14 protein-coding genes and 2 tRNA genes are annotated in these 16994 nt (G+C 69.2%); 12 read left to right on the top strand and 4 right to left on the bottom strand.

Going from position 1 to position 16994, the window contains the following annotated elements; all coding sequences use genetic code 11:
* Positions 1 to 182 precede the first annotated feature (182 nt).
* Positions 183 to 377, top strand: a complete 195-nt coding sequence (locus H180DRAFT_RS06325) for a hypothetical protein (RefSeq protein ID WP_055485007.1) — start codon at positions 183 to 185, stop codon at positions 375 to 377.
* A 175-nt stretch (positions 378 to 552) separates the two neighbouring features.
* Here the strand turns inward: H180DRAFT_RS06325 and H180DRAFT_RS06320 are convergent.
* Positions 553 to 623: transfer RNA gene (locus H180DRAFT_RS06320), tRNA-Gly, on the bottom strand.
* Positions 624 to 904: 281 nt separating this feature from the next.
* The gene (locus tag H180DRAFT_RS06315; protein ID WP_055485006.1) at positions 905 to 1783 is read right to left on the bottom strand and encodes a serine hydrolase; all 879 of its coding nucleotides are present in this window, start codon (positions 1781 to 1783) and stop codon (positions 905 to 907) included.
* A gap of 544 nt (positions 1784 to 2327) precedes the next feature.
* Here H180DRAFT_RS06315 and H180DRAFT_RS06310 point away from each other — a divergent pair.
* The 5 genes from H180DRAFT_RS06310 (at position 2328) to clpX (ending at position 7047) form a co-directional block, all read left to right on the top strand.
* A tRNA-Pro gene (locus H180DRAFT_RS06310) sits at positions 2328 to 2404 on the top strand.
* 112 nt (positions 2405 to 2516) lie between these two features.
* On the top strand, positions 2517 to 3977 hold the full coding sequence (gene tig / locus H180DRAFT_RS06305; protein WP_055485005.1) for a trigger factor: 1461 nt from the start codon (positions 2517 to 2519) through the stop codon (positions 3975 to 3977).
* 247 nt (positions 3978 to 4224) lie between these two features.
* A complete protein-coding gene (locus H180DRAFT_RS06300) occupies positions 4225 to 4827 on the top strand; it encodes an ATP-dependent Clp protease proteolytic subunit (RefSeq protein WP_107097596.1) in 603 nt (200 codons plus the stop codon).
* Between the two features lie 118 nt (positions 4828 to 4945).
* Positions 4946 to 5608: an ATP-dependent Clp protease proteolytic subunit gene (locus H180DRAFT_RS06295; RefSeq protein ID WP_055485253.1), complete on the top strand. Its 663-nt coding sequence runs from the start codon at positions 4946 to 4948 to the stop codon at positions 5606 to 5608.
* 152 nt (positions 5609 to 5760) lie between these two features.
* Positions 5761 to 7047: an ATP-dependent Clp protease ATP-binding subunit ClpX gene (gene clpX, locus H180DRAFT_RS06290; protein WP_055485252.1), complete on the top strand. Its 1287-nt coding sequence runs from the start codon at positions 5761 to 5763 to the stop codon at positions 7045 to 7047.
* A 262-nt stretch (positions 7048 to 7309) separates the two neighbouring features.
* Here clpX and H180DRAFT_RS06285 read toward each other — a convergent pair whose 3' ends face one another.
* Together H180DRAFT_RS06285 and H180DRAFT_RS06280 are read right to left on the bottom strand one after the other, a co-directional pair.
* Positions 7310 to 8032: a hypothetical protein gene (locus H180DRAFT_RS06285; protein ID WP_055485003.1), complete on the bottom strand. Its 723-nt coding sequence runs from the start codon at positions 8030 to 8032 to the stop codon at positions 7310 to 7312.
* 74 nt (positions 8033 to 8106) lie between these two features.
* Positions 8107 to 9060 carry a hypothetical protein gene (locus H180DRAFT_RS06280; protein WP_055485002.1) on the bottom strand — a complete coding sequence of 318 codons (954 nt, stop codon included), beginning with the start codon at positions 9058 to 9060 and terminating at the stop codon, positions 8107 to 8109.
* Positions 9061 to 9216: 156 nt separating this feature from the next.
* On the opposite strand from H180DRAFT_RS06280, the gene H180DRAFT_RS06275 reads away from it, so the two are divergent.
* From H180DRAFT_RS06275 to mreC, 6 genes are all read left to right on the top strand, one after another.
* Complete coding sequence (locus H180DRAFT_RS06275; protein WP_055485001.1) at positions 9217 to 11868, top strand: valine--tRNA ligase; 2652 nt, start codon at positions 9217 to 9219, stop codon at positions 11866 to 11868.
* 275 nt (positions 11869 to 12143) lie between these two features.
* Complete coding sequence (locus H180DRAFT_RS06270; protein ID WP_055485000.1) at positions 12144 to 13706, top strand: bifunctional tetrahydrofolate synthase/dihydrofolate synthase; 1563 nt, start codon at positions 12144 to 12146, stop codon at positions 13704 to 13706.
* Entirely contained in the window at positions 13706 to 14056 is a 351-nt protein-coding gene (locus H180DRAFT_RS06265) for a DUF4233 domain-containing protein (RefSeq protein ID WP_055484999.1), read from the top strand. Before H180DRAFT_RS06270 ends, H180DRAFT_RS06265 begins: the two co-directional genes overlap by 1 nt.
* 118 nt (positions 14057 to 14174) lie before the next feature.
* On the top strand, positions 14175 to 14588 hold the full coding sequence (ndk, locus tag H180DRAFT_RS06260; protein ID WP_055484998.1) for a nucleoside-diphosphate kinase: 414 nt from the start codon (positions 14175 to 14177) through the stop codon (positions 14586 to 14588).
* A 303-nt stretch (positions 14589 to 14891) separates the two neighbouring features.
* Positions 14892 to 15911: a rod shape-determining protein gene (locus tag H180DRAFT_RS06255; RefSeq protein ID WP_028431807.1), complete on the top strand. Its 1020-nt coding sequence runs from the start codon at positions 14892 to 14894 to the stop codon at positions 15909 to 15911.
* A 143-nt stretch (positions 15912 to 16054) separates the two neighbouring features.
* On the top strand, positions 16055 to 16993 hold the full coding sequence (gene mreC, locus H180DRAFT_RS06250; protein ID WP_055484997.1) for a rod shape-determining protein MreC: 939 nt from the start codon (positions 16055 to 16057) through the stop codon (positions 16991 to 16993).
* Position 16994 lies beyond the last annotated feature (1 nt).

Raw genomic sequence — 16994 nt, 5'->3', positions numbered from 1 at the left:
GAGCGTGTAGAGCATGTGCGCACGGGGGAGAACCGCAACGACCGGGGAGGGTCCCACGGCCGACGATTCGTCACTCAACTCCACGCACAGGCGACTTGGTGGCACGATGGTCCGCGGCGGGGGAGCGATGGCGACGGCCCCTCGACCGGTGACGCGTTCCGACCGCAAGGGTGTGATCAGTTGTGGCCATTTCACTGTCTGTGGTGCTGCTGTTGGCAGTGATCCTGGTGGTGATGATCAGGGGCGGCTCGATAAAGGCGGGGCCCGCCATCGTGGCGGTGCTCTTCGGCTTCTTCCTGGCCTCGACCGACATCGCGCCCTCGGTCAACCGGTTCATGAACTCCCTGGCGGACATGGTCAATCAGATCAGCTTCTAGCGCGGCCGCACCCCCGCGCGTTCCGCGGCCGCGCACCCCTCGCGCGCCGGCGGCACAACAGCACAGGCACGGGGCCCCGCCGAGTACCCGGGGACGGAGACCGTCTCCACGCGGAGCGAGGGCCCCGCAGCACGCCGAAGGGCCGGCCCCGACAGGGCCGGCCCTTCGCGTTCCGAGCGGGCGACGGGAATCGAACCCGCGTAGCTGGTTTGGAAGACCAGGGCTCTACCATTGAGCTACGCCCGCAAGCACCCCGCTCCGTACGTCCGCCGCATGCTCCCGGCGTCTGTTCGACGCGGTCACGGCCTCGGCCGGTACGTCCGTCGAAGCGGTACGCACTGCATCGTAGTGCATCCTCACCCGGCTCACGATCGTGACCTGGCGCCGGGGGGCGCACGAGCAGGCCCCGGCACCGCCGACCTGCCGGTATGCGTCCCCGGCGAACGGGAGGCGGTGGGCCTGCGCCCCGGCCTTTCAACTCGTCCGCCCCGCACACTCTCCGGGCCGTCCCGGCCCCGACGGGGCGCTCAGCGGCGGCCGAGGTCCCGGTGAACCGCCTCCGCGACGTCCTGGATGGTGGCGATGCCGTACCTCATCGTCCTGTTGCCCTGCGAGAGAACGGCGATGCCGTAGTCGTTGCCGCCGTGTGTGAACGCCCCGACGCTGTGCACGCGCCAGGCACCCGTGCTGCGCGGCAGCCAGCCGTTCTTGACGTGGACCGTGGCCGAACCGGGTGCTCCGGCCGGCACGCCCCAACGCTGGCTCGGCACAACCCGGTTCATCAGTCCGAGGGCGTACGCGCGTGACGCCGGCGTGAGGACCGGATTGGGCGCCGTGAGCAGCCGCAGCAGTTTGACCTGGTCCCGGGCGGTGACCTGGGTGAGGCCCCAGGAGGCCTTCCGGCCGGGAGCGGTGTCCCGCATGCCGGCCAGCGACAGGAACTGCGCGAAGCGGTCCCGGCCGATCCGGCGCCACAGCGTGGACGTCGCCGCGTTGTCCGACCTGGTGATCATCGCGGTGGTCGAGCGCACTTCGCGGGGTGTCAGCTCACGGTGCTCCTCCTGGGCCTTGCGCAGCAGCGCCGCGAGCACCGAGACCTTGACGATGCTGGCCGAGTCGTAGCGGGCGTCGGCCCTGAACTCACACCTGCTCCCCGTGCGCCGGTCGTACACGGCGAGCGCCGGGCTGTCCCGGCGGTCGCGGACCGCGCCCGCGATGTCCTGCGCCAGCCGCGAGGCCAGACCCGGCTGGGGCGAGGTGCACACGACCTGCGAGCCCCCCACGCGGGCCTGTGCCGTGCTCGCCGAGGCGGGGCCGGCCGACGTCAGGACGGTGAGCGCGGACGCGGCGGCGACGGCCGCCGCTGCCGCCCGTCTCCCGGCGCCCGATGTGTGCGATCCGAACATGGAGGTTCCGTCCCGGTCTGGGGTTGCTCTGTGGTGGTGGCCTTCCGGCTCCGGCCGCGAAGGAGGCGACCTGAGGTCCGGGTTGTTCATGGTTGCGAAGAATGCCACATGTGCCGAGGGTCCCCGGGCGGCAGCCGAGGTGTTCCGCGGGCCTGTGTCGCGTCGACGGTGAGAACTGCGGGCGGCGGCGCGAGGGGAGGCGTCCGACGCGAGGGGAGGCGTCCGGGGCGTCCCGTCGCCGTCCCGCTCCCTGGGCCGCCGTCCCGCTCCCGGGAATGCCGGGCTGCCCACCGCGGGACCGTCGGCCCGGCCCGAGGGCTGGCCGCGCGGCTTTTCCCAGTGTCACCCACTGCCGCCGCTCTCCCGCCGTGGGCGATGTCACCGCCCTCGCCCACGAGGGTGCGGGCGTGTGCTCACATCCCTGTCGGCGAGAGCCGGGAACGCAGCGGACAAGGGGTGTGCGGACGGCGGAGAACGCCCGGAGGGGAGGGGGAAGAGCCGGGGCGGCCCGGTAGAAGGGCATGTACTCTACGTGTCGCACCAGCGGGGTGTGGCGCAGCTTGGTAGCGCGTCCGCTTTGGGAGCGGAAGGTCGTCGGTTCGAATCCGGCCACCCCGACCACGTACTATGCAAGACGCGCGCGTGCCTGTGTCGTGTCCGGATTCCGAGCGGTTTGCGGGGCACCCGGCAGAGCGCGAATTCCCCAAGCAGTCAGCCCCCAAGGAGACCGACCGTGAAGAGCGCCGTGGAGACCCTGAACCCCACCCGGGTTCGGCTCACAGTCGAGGTGCCCTTCGAGGAGCTCAAGGACAGCCTCGACGCGGCGTACAAGAAGATCAACCAGCAGGTCACCGTCCCCGGTTTCCGCAAGGGCAAGATCCCTGCCCGGGTGATCGACCAGCGGTTCGGACGCGGCGCGGTGCTGGAGGAAGCGGTCAACGACGCGCTTCCGAAGCTCTACCAGTCGGCTGTCGAGGAGGGCGAGCTGAACCCGCTGGGCCAGCCCGAGGTCGACATCACGGACCTGAAGGACAACGAGCTGCTGTCCTTCACCGCCGAGGTGGACATCCGCCCCGAGATCGCGATCCCCGACTACTCGGGCATCGAGGTCGAGGTCGAGGCCGCCGAGGTCTCAGACGAGGACGTGGACAAGGCCGTCGAGCAGCTGCGTGAGCGCTTCGCCTCCACCACGGTCGTCGAGCGGGCCGCCGCCGAGGGCGACGTGGTCAAGGTCGACCTTCAGGCGAAGGTCGACGGCGAGGTCCTCGAGGACGGCGTCGCGGAAGGCGTCGACTACACCATCGGCTCCGGCGAGCTCCTCGACGGCATCGACGCCGCCGTCACCGGTCTCGAGGCCGGCGGCGAGGCCACCTTCACCTCCGAGCTCAAGGGCGGTTCCGCCGCCGGCAAGGAGGCCGAGGTCTCGGTCCGGGTGCAGACGGTCTCCTCGCGTGAACTCCCCGCGCTGGACGACGACTTCGCGCAGCTCGCCAGCGAGTTCGACACCCTCGACGAGCTGCGCGAGGACAGCCGCAAGCGCCTCGGCCAGCAGAAGAAGTACGAGCAGGCCACGGAGGCGCAGGAGAAGGTGCTTGACGCCCTCCTCGGCCTCGTCGAGGTCCCCGTCCCGGACAAGCTGCTGGCGGACGAGGTCAGCACCCGCAAGGACAACCTCGTCAACAACCAGCTCGGTCAGATGGGCCTCGATCTCGCGACGTACCTGCAGATGCAGGACAAGTCCGAGGAGGACTTCGACGCGGAGCTCAAGGAGCAGGCGGAGAAGGGCATCCGCACCCAGTTCGTGCTCGACGAGCTGGTGAACAAGGAGAAGCTCAACGTCAGCCAGGAAGAGCTGACCGAGCACCTCATGCGCCGCGCCCAGTCCTCCGGCATGAGCCCCGACCAGTTCGCGCAGGCCGTCGTCGAGGGCGGCCAGGTGCCGATGCTCGTCGGCGAGGTCGCCCGCGGCAAGGCGCTCGCCTCCGTCGTCGAGAAGGCCACCGTCAAGGACACCAACGGCGAGACGGTCGACCTCGACGACGAGGAGGACGAGACCGCCGAGACGGTCGAGGCCACCACGGCCGAGGCGGGCGCCGGAACCGGCGACGAGTCCGGGCAGGCGGCCGCGACGGCCTCCGAGGACGCCTCGGACAAGAGCTCCGACGAGGGGCAGGAGAAGAAGTCAGAGGGCTGACCTCCCTCTCCACGCCCTCCCCGCAGCCCGCACCGGAAGATCACGGCCGGGCCCGCGCACCTCTCCGGTGCGCGGGCCCCGGGGCTGCACGGAGGGCCCATGGGACCTGCGCTGACAGCGAACAGCTCCCGATGCGGGATGGCTCCGTCGGTGCCGCGCGTTAGGGTCCCAAGTGCATGAAGACCCCAGAGACGGCACGCCTTCGGCTACCGTCCGGACACGAGCAGGTGGACACGTGACGCTTCCGATGCCTTCCGCCGCCGCTGAGCACCTTGGTGGTGGCCTCGGCGACCAGGTCTACAACCGGCTGCTCAACGAGCGGATCATCTTCCTCGGCCAGCCCGTCGACGACGAGATCGCCAACCAGATCACCGCTCAGTTGCTGCTCCTGGCGGCCGACCCGGACAAGGACATCTTCCTTTACATCAACAGCCCCGGTGGCTCGATCCAGGCGGGCATGGCGATCTACGACACCATGCAGTACATCAAGAACGACGTGGTCACCATCGCCATGGGCCTCGCCGCTTCGATGGGCCAGTTCCTGCTGAGCGCCGGCACCCCCGGCAAGCGCTTCGCGCTGCCGAACGCGGACATCCTGATCCACCAGCCCTCCGCCGGCCTGGCGGGCTCCGCCTCGGACATCAAGATCCACGCCGAGCAACTGCTGCGTACGAAGAAGAAGATGGCGGAGCTCTCCGCCCAGCACACCGGTCAGACGATCGAGCAGTGGACCCGTGACGCCGACCGCGACCGCTGGTTCTCCGCCGAGGAGGCCAAGGAATACGGCCTGATCGACGAGGTGTACGGCAGGGCGTCGCAGGTTCCGGGAGGCGGCGGTACGGGCGCGTGAGCCGCGCCGCAGGACAGCAGGCTCAGCAGCAGCGCAGCGACCGCAGTCAGCCCATCACCAGGAGAAGGCTCCGATGACCAATCTTTCCGGACTCCCCGCCCCCGGCGGACGCCCCGGCATGGAGAGCGCGAACGCCTCCGAGGGCCGCTACACGGGCCCGCAGCCCGACTCCCGCTACATCGTGCCGCGGTTCGTCGAGCGCACCTCGCAGGGCGTGCGCGAGTACGACCCGTACGCGAAGCTCTTCGAGGAGCGCGTGATCTTCCTCGGCGTCCAGATCGACGACGCCTCGGCCAACGACATCATGGCGCAGCTGCTGTGCCTTGAGTCGATGGACCCGGACAGGGACATCTCGCTCTACATCAACTCGCCCGGCGGCTCCTTCACGGCGCTCACGGCCATCTACGACACCATGCAGTTCGTGAAGCCGGACATCCAGACGGTCTGCATGGGGCAGGCGGCCTCCGCCGCCGCCGTGCTGCTCGCGGCCGGCACCCCCGGCAAGCGGATGGCGCTTCCCAACGCACGCATCCTGATCCACCAGCCCTACAGCGAGACGGGCCGCGGTCAGGTCTCCGACCTGGAGATCGCCGCGAACGAGATCCAGCGCATGCGTGTCCAGTTGGAGGAGATGCTGGCGAAGCACTCCACCAAGGAGATCGAGCAGATCCGCGACGACATCGAGCGCGACAAGATCCTCACGGCTGAGGAGTCGCTCGAGTACGGGCTGATCGACCAGATCGTCTCCACCCGCAAGTCGTCCGTCGGCATGGGAGTCTGACTCCGGCGCATGTCACGTATCCCTCTTGGGGCGCCTCTATCGAGTCGTCCCAAGGGGGGCCCAATTCGACGGCCCGGCAGGGTACCGTCGTACACGCACGTACCTCGGTCCGACGGCTGATGGACCGGTCCCAGGCGAAGGGGAAGCACCTCGTGGCACGCATCGGTGATGGCGGCGATCTGCTCAAGTGCTCGTTCTGCGGGAAGAGCCAGAAGCAGGTGAAGAAGCTGATCGCAGGGCCAGGCGTGTACATCTGCGACGAGTGCATCGACCTGTGCAACGAGATCATCGAGGAGGAGCTCGCCGAGTCCTCCGAGGTGCGCTGGGACGAACTGCCCAAGCCCCGCGAGATCTCGGAGTTCCTCGAGGGGTACGTGGTCGGCCAGGAGGCTGCCAAGAAGGCGCTCTCCGTCGCGGTCTACAACCACTACAAGCGTGTGCAGGCCGGTGAGAACGGCGGCCCCCAGGGCCGTGAGGACGGCATCGAGCTCGCCAAGTCCAACATCCTGCTGCTCGGCCCCACCGGTTCCGGCAAGACGCTGCTTGCGCAGACCCTCGCCCGCATGCTGAACGTCCCCTTCGCCATCGCGGACGCCACGGCTCTGACGGAGGCGGGCTACGTCGGCGAGGACGTCGAGAACATCCTTCTGAAACTGATCCAGGCGGCGGACTACGACGTCAAGAAGGCCGAGACCGGGATCATCTACATCGACGAGATCGACAAGGTCGCCCGCAAGAGTGAGAATCCCTCGATCACGCGTGACGTGTCCGGTGAGGGCGTCCAGCAGGCGCTGCTGAAGATCCTGGAGGGCACGACGGCCTCGGTGCCGCCGCAGGGCGGACGGAAGCACCCGCACCAGGAGTTCATCCAGATCGACACGACGAACGTGCTGTTCATCGTGGGTGGCGCCTTCGCCGGGCTGGAGAAGATCATCGAGGCCCGCGCGGGTGCGAAGGGCATCGGCTTCGGCGCCACCATCCGCTCCAAGCGGGAGATCGAGGACAGCAACCAGTTCGAGGACGTCATGCCCGAGGACTTGGTGAAGTTCGGGATGATCCCCGAGTTCATCGGCCGGCTGCCGGTGATGACGAGCGTGCACAACCTCGACCGTGAGGCGCTGCTGCAGATCCTCATGGAGCCGCGCAACGCCCTCGTCAAGCAGTACCAGCGTCTCTTCGAACTCGATGGTGTGGAACTGGACTTCGACCGTCCCGCGCTCGAGGCCATCGCCGACCAGGCGATCCTGCGCGGCACCGGGGCGCGCGGACTGCGCGCCATCATGGAGGAGGTCCTGATGTCGGTGATGTACGAGGTGCCGTCCCGTAAGGATGTCGAGCGCGTCGTGATCACCGAAGAGGTCGTTCACTCCAACGTGAACCCGACGCTCGTGCCCCGCTCGCGCAGCAACGAACAGGAACGGCACGAGAAGAGCGCGTAACGCGCATCAGGCCCTGCCCGCGCCCGGCCGCGGGCCTTCGCTCTTCTTCGCTGAAAGCAACGGCAGTTGTGCACTTGTCCGCCGAGTACGAAGACATAGGCACGACGAGGCATGCACGACGAGAGGGGCGCCCGGCCTCGTGTGCCGGGCACCCCTCTCGTCGTGCTGTGACTCCTGTGCCGTTCTCCTGCGGTGTGCCCTGGCCCCCGCGGGACCGCCGGCCCGGCCCTCGTGCTCGGCCGTTCAAGCTCCAGCCGAGCCGTCAGCCGGCCTCGACGAGCGCGTCCTTGCGCACTTTCGCCGTCAGTTCGGCGGTCTCCTTCAGGTCCACGGGCTCCGTCGACGTGCCGTCGCTGGTGAGGATCATGGAGGAGACCGTGCCCACGGTGCTGGAGTCGGCCCAGCCGCACATGACCAGGCTCATCCTGGATATTTTGTACTCCTGGCACTTGAGCACGTCGCCGTCGAAGCCGGACGGGGAGAACTTCCCGAGGGCGCCCTCCGCCTTCGCGCCGGTCTCCGTCTTCAGCGACTTGCCCGTCTGCTCGAAGACCCAGTCGACGGCCTTCTCCGGGTTCGCCACGGAGCCGTAGGCGCCGCCGAGTTGCAGCTTCCTGGTGGTTCCGGCCTTGTACTCGGCGCTGACGTCGGCGTTGGACGTCATCCCGGGCACCTTCTTGTTGTCGAAGGCCTCGCCGTCGCCCTTCTCGCCCTTGCCGTCCCGCTGGTACTCGCCTGCGACCGTCTTCGGCGTCGTCAGCCTGTACTCGGGAGCGTCGTCCGCGCCCAGGTAGAAGTACCCGCCCAGGACGAGGCACACGACGACCGCCGCGCCGGCGGCCACCGCCTTGGCCGGGCCGCTGAAGCCGCCCCTGCCACCGGCCGTCGTGCCCGTGCCGTCCTGGCGGGTGCCGCCGCCCTCCGGGGGCACCGGTGCGCCGGGCGCCTCCGCCTGTCCGTGCACGGCCGGCTGACCGTCACTCATCGCTTGCGTCTCCTCCGTCAGGCGAAGGACCCCCGGCACACCGGCCGGAGGTCCCGGTACCGCAGCCCCGCGGGCTACTTGATCTCGACCCTTGCCTCGTCGCGCAGCTTCGTCGACAGCTCGGCGACTTCATCGATCGTCATGCTCCTGCCGGTCAGGACGGCGGCGGAGTCCTGAGCGGAGACCATCGCCACCGTGCTGTGGTCGCCCCACATGCACAGCGGCGACTTGATCTCGGACGGACGGCCGCTTCCTGCCGACGTGGATGCGCCGAGGCTGACCTTGATGACCTGGCACTTCATCACGGCGTCGTCCTTAAGACCGGCCGGCTCGACCTTCTCGGGGCTGCCCTCGAGTTCGGCCTTGCTGCCGGAGCGCTCCGCGTTCTTCTCGCTGTCCTCGGCCATCTTCGCGAAGGCCGTGTCGACCGTGGCCTCCGGGTCCTCGACCTCGCCCCAGACCCCCTGGAACCTGAGCTGCTTCACGGCCGTGCCGCTGCCGGACTTGTACGTGCCGTGCTCGTTCTTGGGGGCGCCGACGCCCGCCTTCTCGAACTCCGAGAGCTCGGACTGCGTCATCGAGCTCGTGCTGCCGTAGCCGTCGTCCTTCCGGTACTCGCCGGCGACCGTCTGCGGCGACGTCAGCTTGTACTTCTTCCCGTCGTCGGCGACGGAACCGCCGCCGCCCCCCAGCCCGCCGAAGAGGAAGACTCCGCCGATGACGACACCCACCATGACCAGCGAGCCGATGATGATGGCGACCGTCCTGCCTCCCATGCCGCCGCCTCCCTGCGGGGGCACGGGAGGACCTGGCTGACCGTAGGGACCGGGCTGACCGTACGGTCCCGGCTGCTGCGGATAGCCGTAACCGGGCTGGCCGGGCGGCTGCTGCGGATAGCCGTAGCCGGGCTGGCCCGGGGCCCCGCCCGGAGCGCCCTGGGCGTACGGGTTCGGGCCCTGCGGGGGCTGTCCGTACGGTCCGGGCGGTGGCGGCTGCTGTCCGTACGGCCCCGGCTGGTTCTGACTCATGGCGGCGCTTCCCCTCCGTTGATGTGCGTCGCGTACGACGCGGTCGCGCTCGCGCTCACGCGCTGTGAGTACATCCTGGCGGAAGCCCGGAGTGCGTACTGCACCGGTCCCCAAACCGATTCGAGACTGCGACATTGACGCCCTTACACTGCCGTCGTGACCGAGAACTCTCAGCAGCGCCCCGACTCCCGAGGGCCGAAAGCAGCAGCCCCCGCAGACCTTCCGACGCAGTACGCGCCGTCCGAGGTGGAGGAGGAGCTGTACGAGCGCTGGGTGGCTCGCGGTTACTTCGAGGCGGACTCCAAGAGCGACAAGCAGCCGTACACCATCGTCATCCCGCCTCCGAACGTCACGGGATCGCTCCATCTGGGCCACGCCTTCCAGCACACGCTGATGGACGCCCTCACCCGCCGCAAGCGGATGCAGGGCTACGAGTCGCTGTGGCTGCCGGGAATGGACCACGCGGGCATCGCCACGCAGAACAAGGTCGAGCAGCAGCTCGCCGAAGAGGGCAAGTCCCGGCAGGACTTGGGTCGCGAGGCGTTCGTCGAGCGGGTCTGGCAGTGGAAGGAGGAGTACGGCGGCAAGATCCTCGGCCAGATGCGCCGCCTCGGCGACGGCGTCGACTGGACGCGCGAGCGCTTCACCATGGACGAGGGCCTCTCCCGCGCCGTCCAGACCGTCTTCAAGCAGATGTACGACGACGGGCTGGTCTACCGTGCCGAGCGGATCATCAACTGGTGCCCGCGCTGCCTCACCGCCATCTCCGACATCGAGGTGGAATACCAGGAGGACGACGGCGAGTTGGTCTCCATCAGGTACGGCGGAGGCGACGGCGAGGACGACTCCCTGGTCGTGGCCACCACGCGCGCCGAGACGATGCTCGGCGACACCGCCGTGGCCGTCCACCCCGACGACCAGCGCTACGCACATCTGCTGGGCCGGCACATCAAGCTCCCGCTCACCGACCGCACCATCCCCGTCGTCGCCGACGAGCATGTGGACCCGGAGTTCGGCTCCGGCGCCGTCAAGGTCACTCCCGCCCACGACCCGAACGACTTCGCGATCGGGCAGCGGCACGACCTGCCGGCGCTGACCGTCATGGACGAGCGGGGCGTGATCACCGCGCACGGCCCCTTCCAGGGGCTCGACCGCTTCGAGGCGCGGTCGTCGATCGTCGCCGCACTGCGCGAACAGGGCCGCATCACGGCGGAGAAGCGCCCGTACACCCACAGCGTCGGGCACTGCTCGCGCTGCAAGACCACGATCGAGCCGCGGCTGTCGATGCAGTGGTGGGTCGGCGTCGGCCCGCTCGCGCAGGCCGCGGGCGACGCGGTGCGCGACGGGCGCGTGAAGATCCACCCCGCGGAGATGTCGGCGCGCTACTTCGACTGGGTCGACAACATGCTCGACTGGTGCATCTCGCGCCAGCTGTGGTGGGGCCACCGCATCCCCGTCTGGTACGGCCCGGACGGCGAGGTCCGCTGCGTCGGACCGGACGAGCAGCCACCCTCGGGCGAGGGCTGGACGCAGGACCCGGACGTCCTGGACACCTGGTTCTCCTCCGGTCTCTGGCCGTTCTCCACCCTCGGGTGGCCCGAACAGACCCAGGACCTGGCGAAGTTCTACCCGACCGACGTGCTGCTGACCGGGCACGACATCATCTTCTTCTGGGTCGCCCGGATGATGATGTTCGGGCTCTACGCGATGGACGGCGTCGCCCCGTTCCACACGATCGCGCTGACCGGCCTGGTCCGCGACGACCACGGCAAGAAGATGTCCAAGTCCAACCCCAACTCGGTCGACCCGCTGGACTGGATGAACGCCTACGGTGCCGACGCCGTGCGCTTCACGCTCACCAGCGGCGCCAACCCGGGCGCGGACGTGCCGATCGGCGAGGACTGGGTCAAGGCGTCCCGCAACTTCGCCAACAAGATCTGGAACGCCACGCGCTTCGCGCTGATGAACGGTGCGACGGTCCAGGGCCCGCTGCCGGAGCCGTCCGAACTGGGCGCCACGGACCGGTGGATCCTCTCCCGCCTCAACTCCGTCGTCACCGAGGCCGACGGCTACTACGAGGACTACCAGTTCGCCAAACTCTCGGACACGCTGCGCCACTTCGCGTGGGACGAGGTCTTCGACTGGTACGTCGAGCTGTCCAAGACCACCTTCGCGGCGGGCGGACGGCCGGCGGAGGTCTCGCGCCGCGTCCTCGGCGAGGTGCTCGACGTGATGCTGCGGCTGCTGCACCCGGTCGTCCCGTTCGTCACCGAGGCGCTGTGGACGACGCTCACGGGCGGCGAATCCCTCGTCACCACGGAATGGCCCGCCGACTCCGGGTTCCGCGACGCGGAGGCCGAGCGGGAGATCGCCACGCTCCAGGACGCCGTGACCGAGGTCCGGCGCTTCCGCGCCGACCAGGGCCTCCAGCCGGGCCAGCGGGTTCCGGCCCGGCTCACGGTGGCGGGTTCCCCGCTGGCGTCGCACGAGGACGCCATGCGGCAGCTGCTGCGGCTCCAGCCCGAGGGCGAGAGTTTCCAGGCCACGGCGTCGCTGCCGGTCGCGGGCGGCACGGTGGAGCTGGACCTCTCCGGCGTCATCGACGTCGACGCGGAGCGCAAGCGGCTGACGAAGGACCTGGACGCCGCCGGGAAGGAGCTGCGGCAGACGACGGCGAAGCTGGAGAACGAGGGCTTCCTCGCGAAGGCGCCCGAGCACGTCGTCGCGAAGATCCGGGAACGCCGCGCCACCGCCGAGGCCGACATCGCACGCCTCCGGCAGCAGCTCGAGCGGCTGCCCGGCGCGTAACGCCCCACGGCGGACGGCCCGGCCGGCAAGGCCCTGAGACCGCGGGTGCGCGGGCTGTGGCCGGCGCTCCGCGCACCGACGTGGTTCCGGGACGGCCCGCAGAGGGCCGTCACCGCGGTCACGGTCCGGCAGCGTCCCCGCTGCCGGACCGCCCCGTGTGCCGGTTCCGCGGGGGAGCGCGCTTCCGGTACGGCCGCCGCAGGGGGCTTCCGGTAGGGCCGCCGCAGGAGGACCGCCGGGAAGGCGGGCCCGCGGCCCTACGTAGACTGGGCGCCGTGAGTGACCAGCCCCAGCCCCCCGAGCAAGGTCCCGGCGAAGACCCGGACGAGGAGAACGGCAGCACCCCGCCCTCCGAGTTCGAGGAGATCGTCGGAGCGGAGACCGACCGCGACCCGGATCTCGCGGTCATCGAGGCCGGCAGCCGCACCCTCCGCGCCCAGGCCGGCACTCCGCAGAGCGACGTGGTTCCGGGACGGCCCGAGGACCCGGAGACGGACCGCGCGCTGCGGGCGGTGGAGGCGGAGCTGATGGGCCGCTGGCCCGAGACCCGGCTCGACCCCTCGCTGGACCGCATCCGGGCACTGATGGACGTGATGGGGGAGCCGCAGCGGGCCTACCCGTCCATCCACATCACAGGCACGAACGGCAAGACGAGTACGGCACGCATGGTCGAGGCGCTGCTGAGCACCTTCGAGCTGCGCACCGGCCGGTACACCTCGCCGCACGTGCAGTCGATCACCGAGCGGATCAGCGTCGACGGGGCTCCCGTCAGTGCGGAGCGCTTCATCGAGACCTACGAGGACGTCAAGCCGTTCGCGGAGATGGTCGACGCGCAGCAGCCGTACCGTCTCTCCTTCTTCGAGATGCTGACGGGCATGGCCTACGCGGCGTTCGCCGACGCACCCGTCGACGTCGCCGTCGTCGAGGTCGGCATGGGCGGCAGCTGGGACGCCACGAACGTGATCGATGCGGGCGTCTCCGTCGTCACGCCCATCTCGCTCGACCACGTGGCACGTCTCGGTGACACCCCTGAGAAGATCGCCGGCGAGAAGTCCGGGATCATCAAGAAGGACGCCACCGTCGTTCTCGCCCAGCAGCCCGTCGAAGCGGCCTCCGTCGTGCTGAAGCGCGCCGCCGAGGAGGAGGCGACGGTCGCGCGGGAGGGACTGGAGTTCGGGGTCGTCTCGCGCGAGGTCGCCGTCGGCGGGCAGCTGCTCACGCTGCGCGGACTGGGCGGTGAGTATCCGGAGATCTTCCTGCCCATGCACGGCGCGCACATGGCGCACAACGCCGCGGTCGCGCTCGCCGCCGTCGAGGCCTTCTTCGGCGTCGGTGCGCGGCAGGTGGGCCGGGACCGCACACTCGACGCCGACATCGTCCGGCAGGCCTTCGCATCGGTCTCCTCGCCCGGCCGTCTGGAGCTGATGCGCACCAGCCCGGCGGTGCTGCTCGACGCCGCGCACAACCCGGCGGGGGCCCGCGCCACCGCGGAGGCGATCACCGAGGCGTTCAGTTTCAGCCGTCTCGTGGGCGTTGTCGGCCCCAGCAGCGACAAGGACGTACGGGGTCTGCTCGAGGCATTCGAACCGGTCTTCGCGGAAGTGGTGCTCACCCGTAACTCCACGTCCCGGGCGATGGACGTCGACGACCTGGCCGCGGTCGCCGTCGAGGTCTTCGGCGAGGAGCGTGTGCAGGTCGAACCCCGGCTGGACAGCGCGCTGGAGGAGGCGATCACGCTCGCCGAGGAGGAGGGCGAGTACGCGGGCGCGGGCGTCCTGGTCACGGGTTCCGTCATCACGGCCGGCGAGGCCCGGCTGCTGCTGGGGAAGGAGCGGTAGTGCGCACTCTCTGCGCGAGCACGCTGCTCGGTGAGTTCTTCGTCATCGGCTTCGCCGGTCTCGTCGCCATGCGCACGAGCGACCTGCCGACGGGCACCGTCTGGACGGTGTGCGGCGTGGCGATGGCCCTGTGCCTGCTGCTGTGCGGCGTGCTGACCCGCCCGGGCGGCATCCCGCTGGGCTGGGCGCTCCAACTGGGCTTGATCGCTTCGGGGTTCGTGGTTCCCGCGATGTTCTTCCTGGGCGCCTGCTTCGCGGGACTGTGGTGGGCGTCCGTCCACTTCGGCCGGAAGGTGGACGAGGCGAAGGCGCAGCGTGCCCGCCTGGAGACCCGGCCTGACACTGCGTGACGGTGACCGTCGCCGCCCGTGTAGCCTCTGGGCATCCGTAAGCAGCCACATCCCCGACCCCGACCTCCCCGACGCCCGACGTCCCCGACGGCAGGGCGCACGATTCCGAGGAGCCCCCATGAGCGAGCGCACCCTGGTACTGCTCAAGCCCGATGCCGTACGCCGCGGTCTGATCGGTGAGATCATCGGCCGGATCGAGAGCAAGGCAAACTGGGCCGTCACAGCACTGGAGTTGCGCACGCTCGACCGCTCCACGCTGGAGCAGCACTACGCGGAGCACGTCGGAAAGCCCTTCTACGAGCCGCTGGTGGAATTCATGGCTTCGGGGCCGTCGGTCGTGATGGTCGCCGAAGGTGAGCGCGTCATCGAGGGAGTGCGGGCGCTCGCCGGTCCGACGGACCCGATTGCCGCTCCGCCCGGCTCCATTCGGGGGGACTTCGGCACGATTGTGCGGGAGAACCTAATTCACGCATCGGACTCCGCGGAGTCCGCCGAGCGCGAGATGAAGATTTTTTTCCCGGACTTCAGCTAGGGTCCAGTTGACGCGTCATCAGTCGTCAGAGCCTTGATGACCTGGGGCGACCGACATTTTCCGGTCGCCCCTCGGCATATGCGCCCGGTTTCGGGGGAACTCATCACCCCGACACGACGTCACTGATTGCAGGGACGACGGCTGTTGCGCCGACAATGGCGGGACACCCTCGCTACGTGTTCGAGTCCGCGTCTACGATGGAACCTCGCGTCTCCACAGTGTCAGCGCGGATCACCCTCTCCTGCCGTCCTCCCACACAAATCGCTCCAGTTGGAAGGCCAGACGCATCCTATGGCGAACAACATGTCGTTCATCGGCCGTGATATGGCTGTCGACCTCGGGACCGCCAACACGCTGGTGTACGTCAGGGGTCGCGGGATCGTCCTCAACGAGCCGTCGGTCGTCGCCATCAACACCAACACCGGCGGAATCCTCGCGGTAGGCGCCGAGGCGAAGAAGATGATCGGCCGCACCCCGGGCAACATCGTGGCCGTGCGTCCGCTGAAGGACGGCGTCATCGCCGACTTCGAGATCACAGAGCGGATGCTCCGCTACTTCATCCTCAAGATCCACAAGCGTCGTTATCTTGCTCGTCCGCGTGTGGTCATCTGTGTTCCGTCCGGCATCACCGGAGTCGAGCGTCGCGCCGTCATCGAGGCGTCCACGCAGGCCGGCGCCCGCCAGGTGCACATCATCGAGGAGCCGATGGCCGCCGCGATCGGCTCCGGACTTCCCGTGCACGAGGCCACCGGCAACATGGTCGTCGACATCGGCGGCGGCACCACCGAGGTCGCGGTGATCTCGCTCGGCGGCATCGTCACGGCACAGTCGATCCGCGTCGCCGGCGACGAGCTGGACAACGCGATCATCCAGCACATCAAGAAGGAGTACAGCCTGCTTCTCGGCGAGCGCACCGCCGAGAGCATCAAGATCACCATCGGTTCCGCGCACTCCCTCGACAAGGACGAGCACACCGAGATCCGCGGCCGTGACCTGGTCAGCGGCCTCCCCAAGACGGTCGTCATCTCGGCCGCGGAGGTCCGCCGGGCCATGGAGGAGCCGGTCAACGCGATCGTCGACGCGGTGAAGACCACGCTCGACAAGTGCCCGCCCGAGCTGTCCGGCGACGTCATGGACCGCGGGATCGTCCTCACCGGGGGCGGCGCGCTCCTGCGCGGTCTGGACGAGCGGCTGCGCAGCGAGACCGGGATGCCGATCCACATCGCCGAGGACCCGCTGGATTCCGTGGCGCTGGGCTCCGGGAAGTGCGTGGAGGAGTTCGAGGCGCTTCAGCAGGTCCTCGACTCCCAGCCCAGGCGATGATCTGAAACGAGCGATCCGCCGTGCGGTCTGCCGCATGTACGACCACCAGTCCGCCTGTGGATCGTTGACAGTTCCGGAACACCGCAATACTGCTCCGGAACGGACACGGTCCGACCGACTGATGAAAGGCACGGCCGCCGCACGTGAGGGACACCCGAGAGAGCCGGCTGCTGCTCGTCCTTCTGATCGCCATCGCGTTCGCACTGATCACGGTGGACATCAGGAAGGGCGAGCAGTCTCCGATGGACAGCGCGCGGCATGTGGCCGCTTCCGTCTTCGGGCCTGTGGAGAACGGGGTGTCGGCCGCCGTCGACCCCGTGGGGAACTCCATCGCCGCCGTCCGCGACTCCGGTGTGCGGCACGACCGCATAAGCCGTCTGGAGGCCGAGAACGCGAAGCTGAAGCAGAGGCTCGGATCCAGCGACCGGCACCGTGCACGCTCCCGGGAGCTGGACAGGCTGCTGAAGACCGCAGGCGCCGGCGGTTACGGGCTCAAGGGCGCGCAGGTCATCGGAATCGGATCCGCACAGGGGTTCTCCTGGACGGTCACCATCGACGCCGGCACCCGGGACGGGATCGCGCGCGACATGACGGTCATCAACGGCGACGGCCTCGTGGGCCGTGTCACGACCGTCAGTTCCTCCACCTCGACCGTGCTGCTCGCCAACGACCCGGACTTCTCCGTCGGCACCCGCATGGAGAAGAGCAGCGAACTGGGCTTCGCCACGGGCCACGGCGGTGACGCGATGACGGTCCAGCTCCTCAACGGCAAGGCGCAAGTGAAGAAGGGCGACCGGATAGTGACTTTCGGTTCCCGGAACAACAAGCCGTTCGTGCCGGGCGTGCCCGTGGGGACGGTCTCCAAGGTCGACAGGACGGCGGGGGATCTCACACGCAGCGTCAACGTCCGTCCGTTCGTCAGCTTCAGCAAGCTCGACATCGTGGGCGTCGTCGTCAAGCCGCCGCGTACGGACCCGCGCGACGACGTGCTCCGGGTGAAGAAGCCGCCGAAGCCCAAGCCCGCGCCCACGGTGACCGTCACCAAGACGCCGAAGCCCGACGCTTCGGAATCCAGGAGCTGAC

The sequence above is a fragment of the Streptomyces sp. WMMB 322 genome, from assembly GCF_900090145.1.
GTDB lineage: Bacteria > Actinomycetota > Actinomycetes > Streptomycetales > Streptomycetaceae > Streptomyces.
The sequence above is the reverse complement of the archived record's forward strand: the minus strand, read 5'-3'. Positions and strand labels throughout refer to the sequence as shown.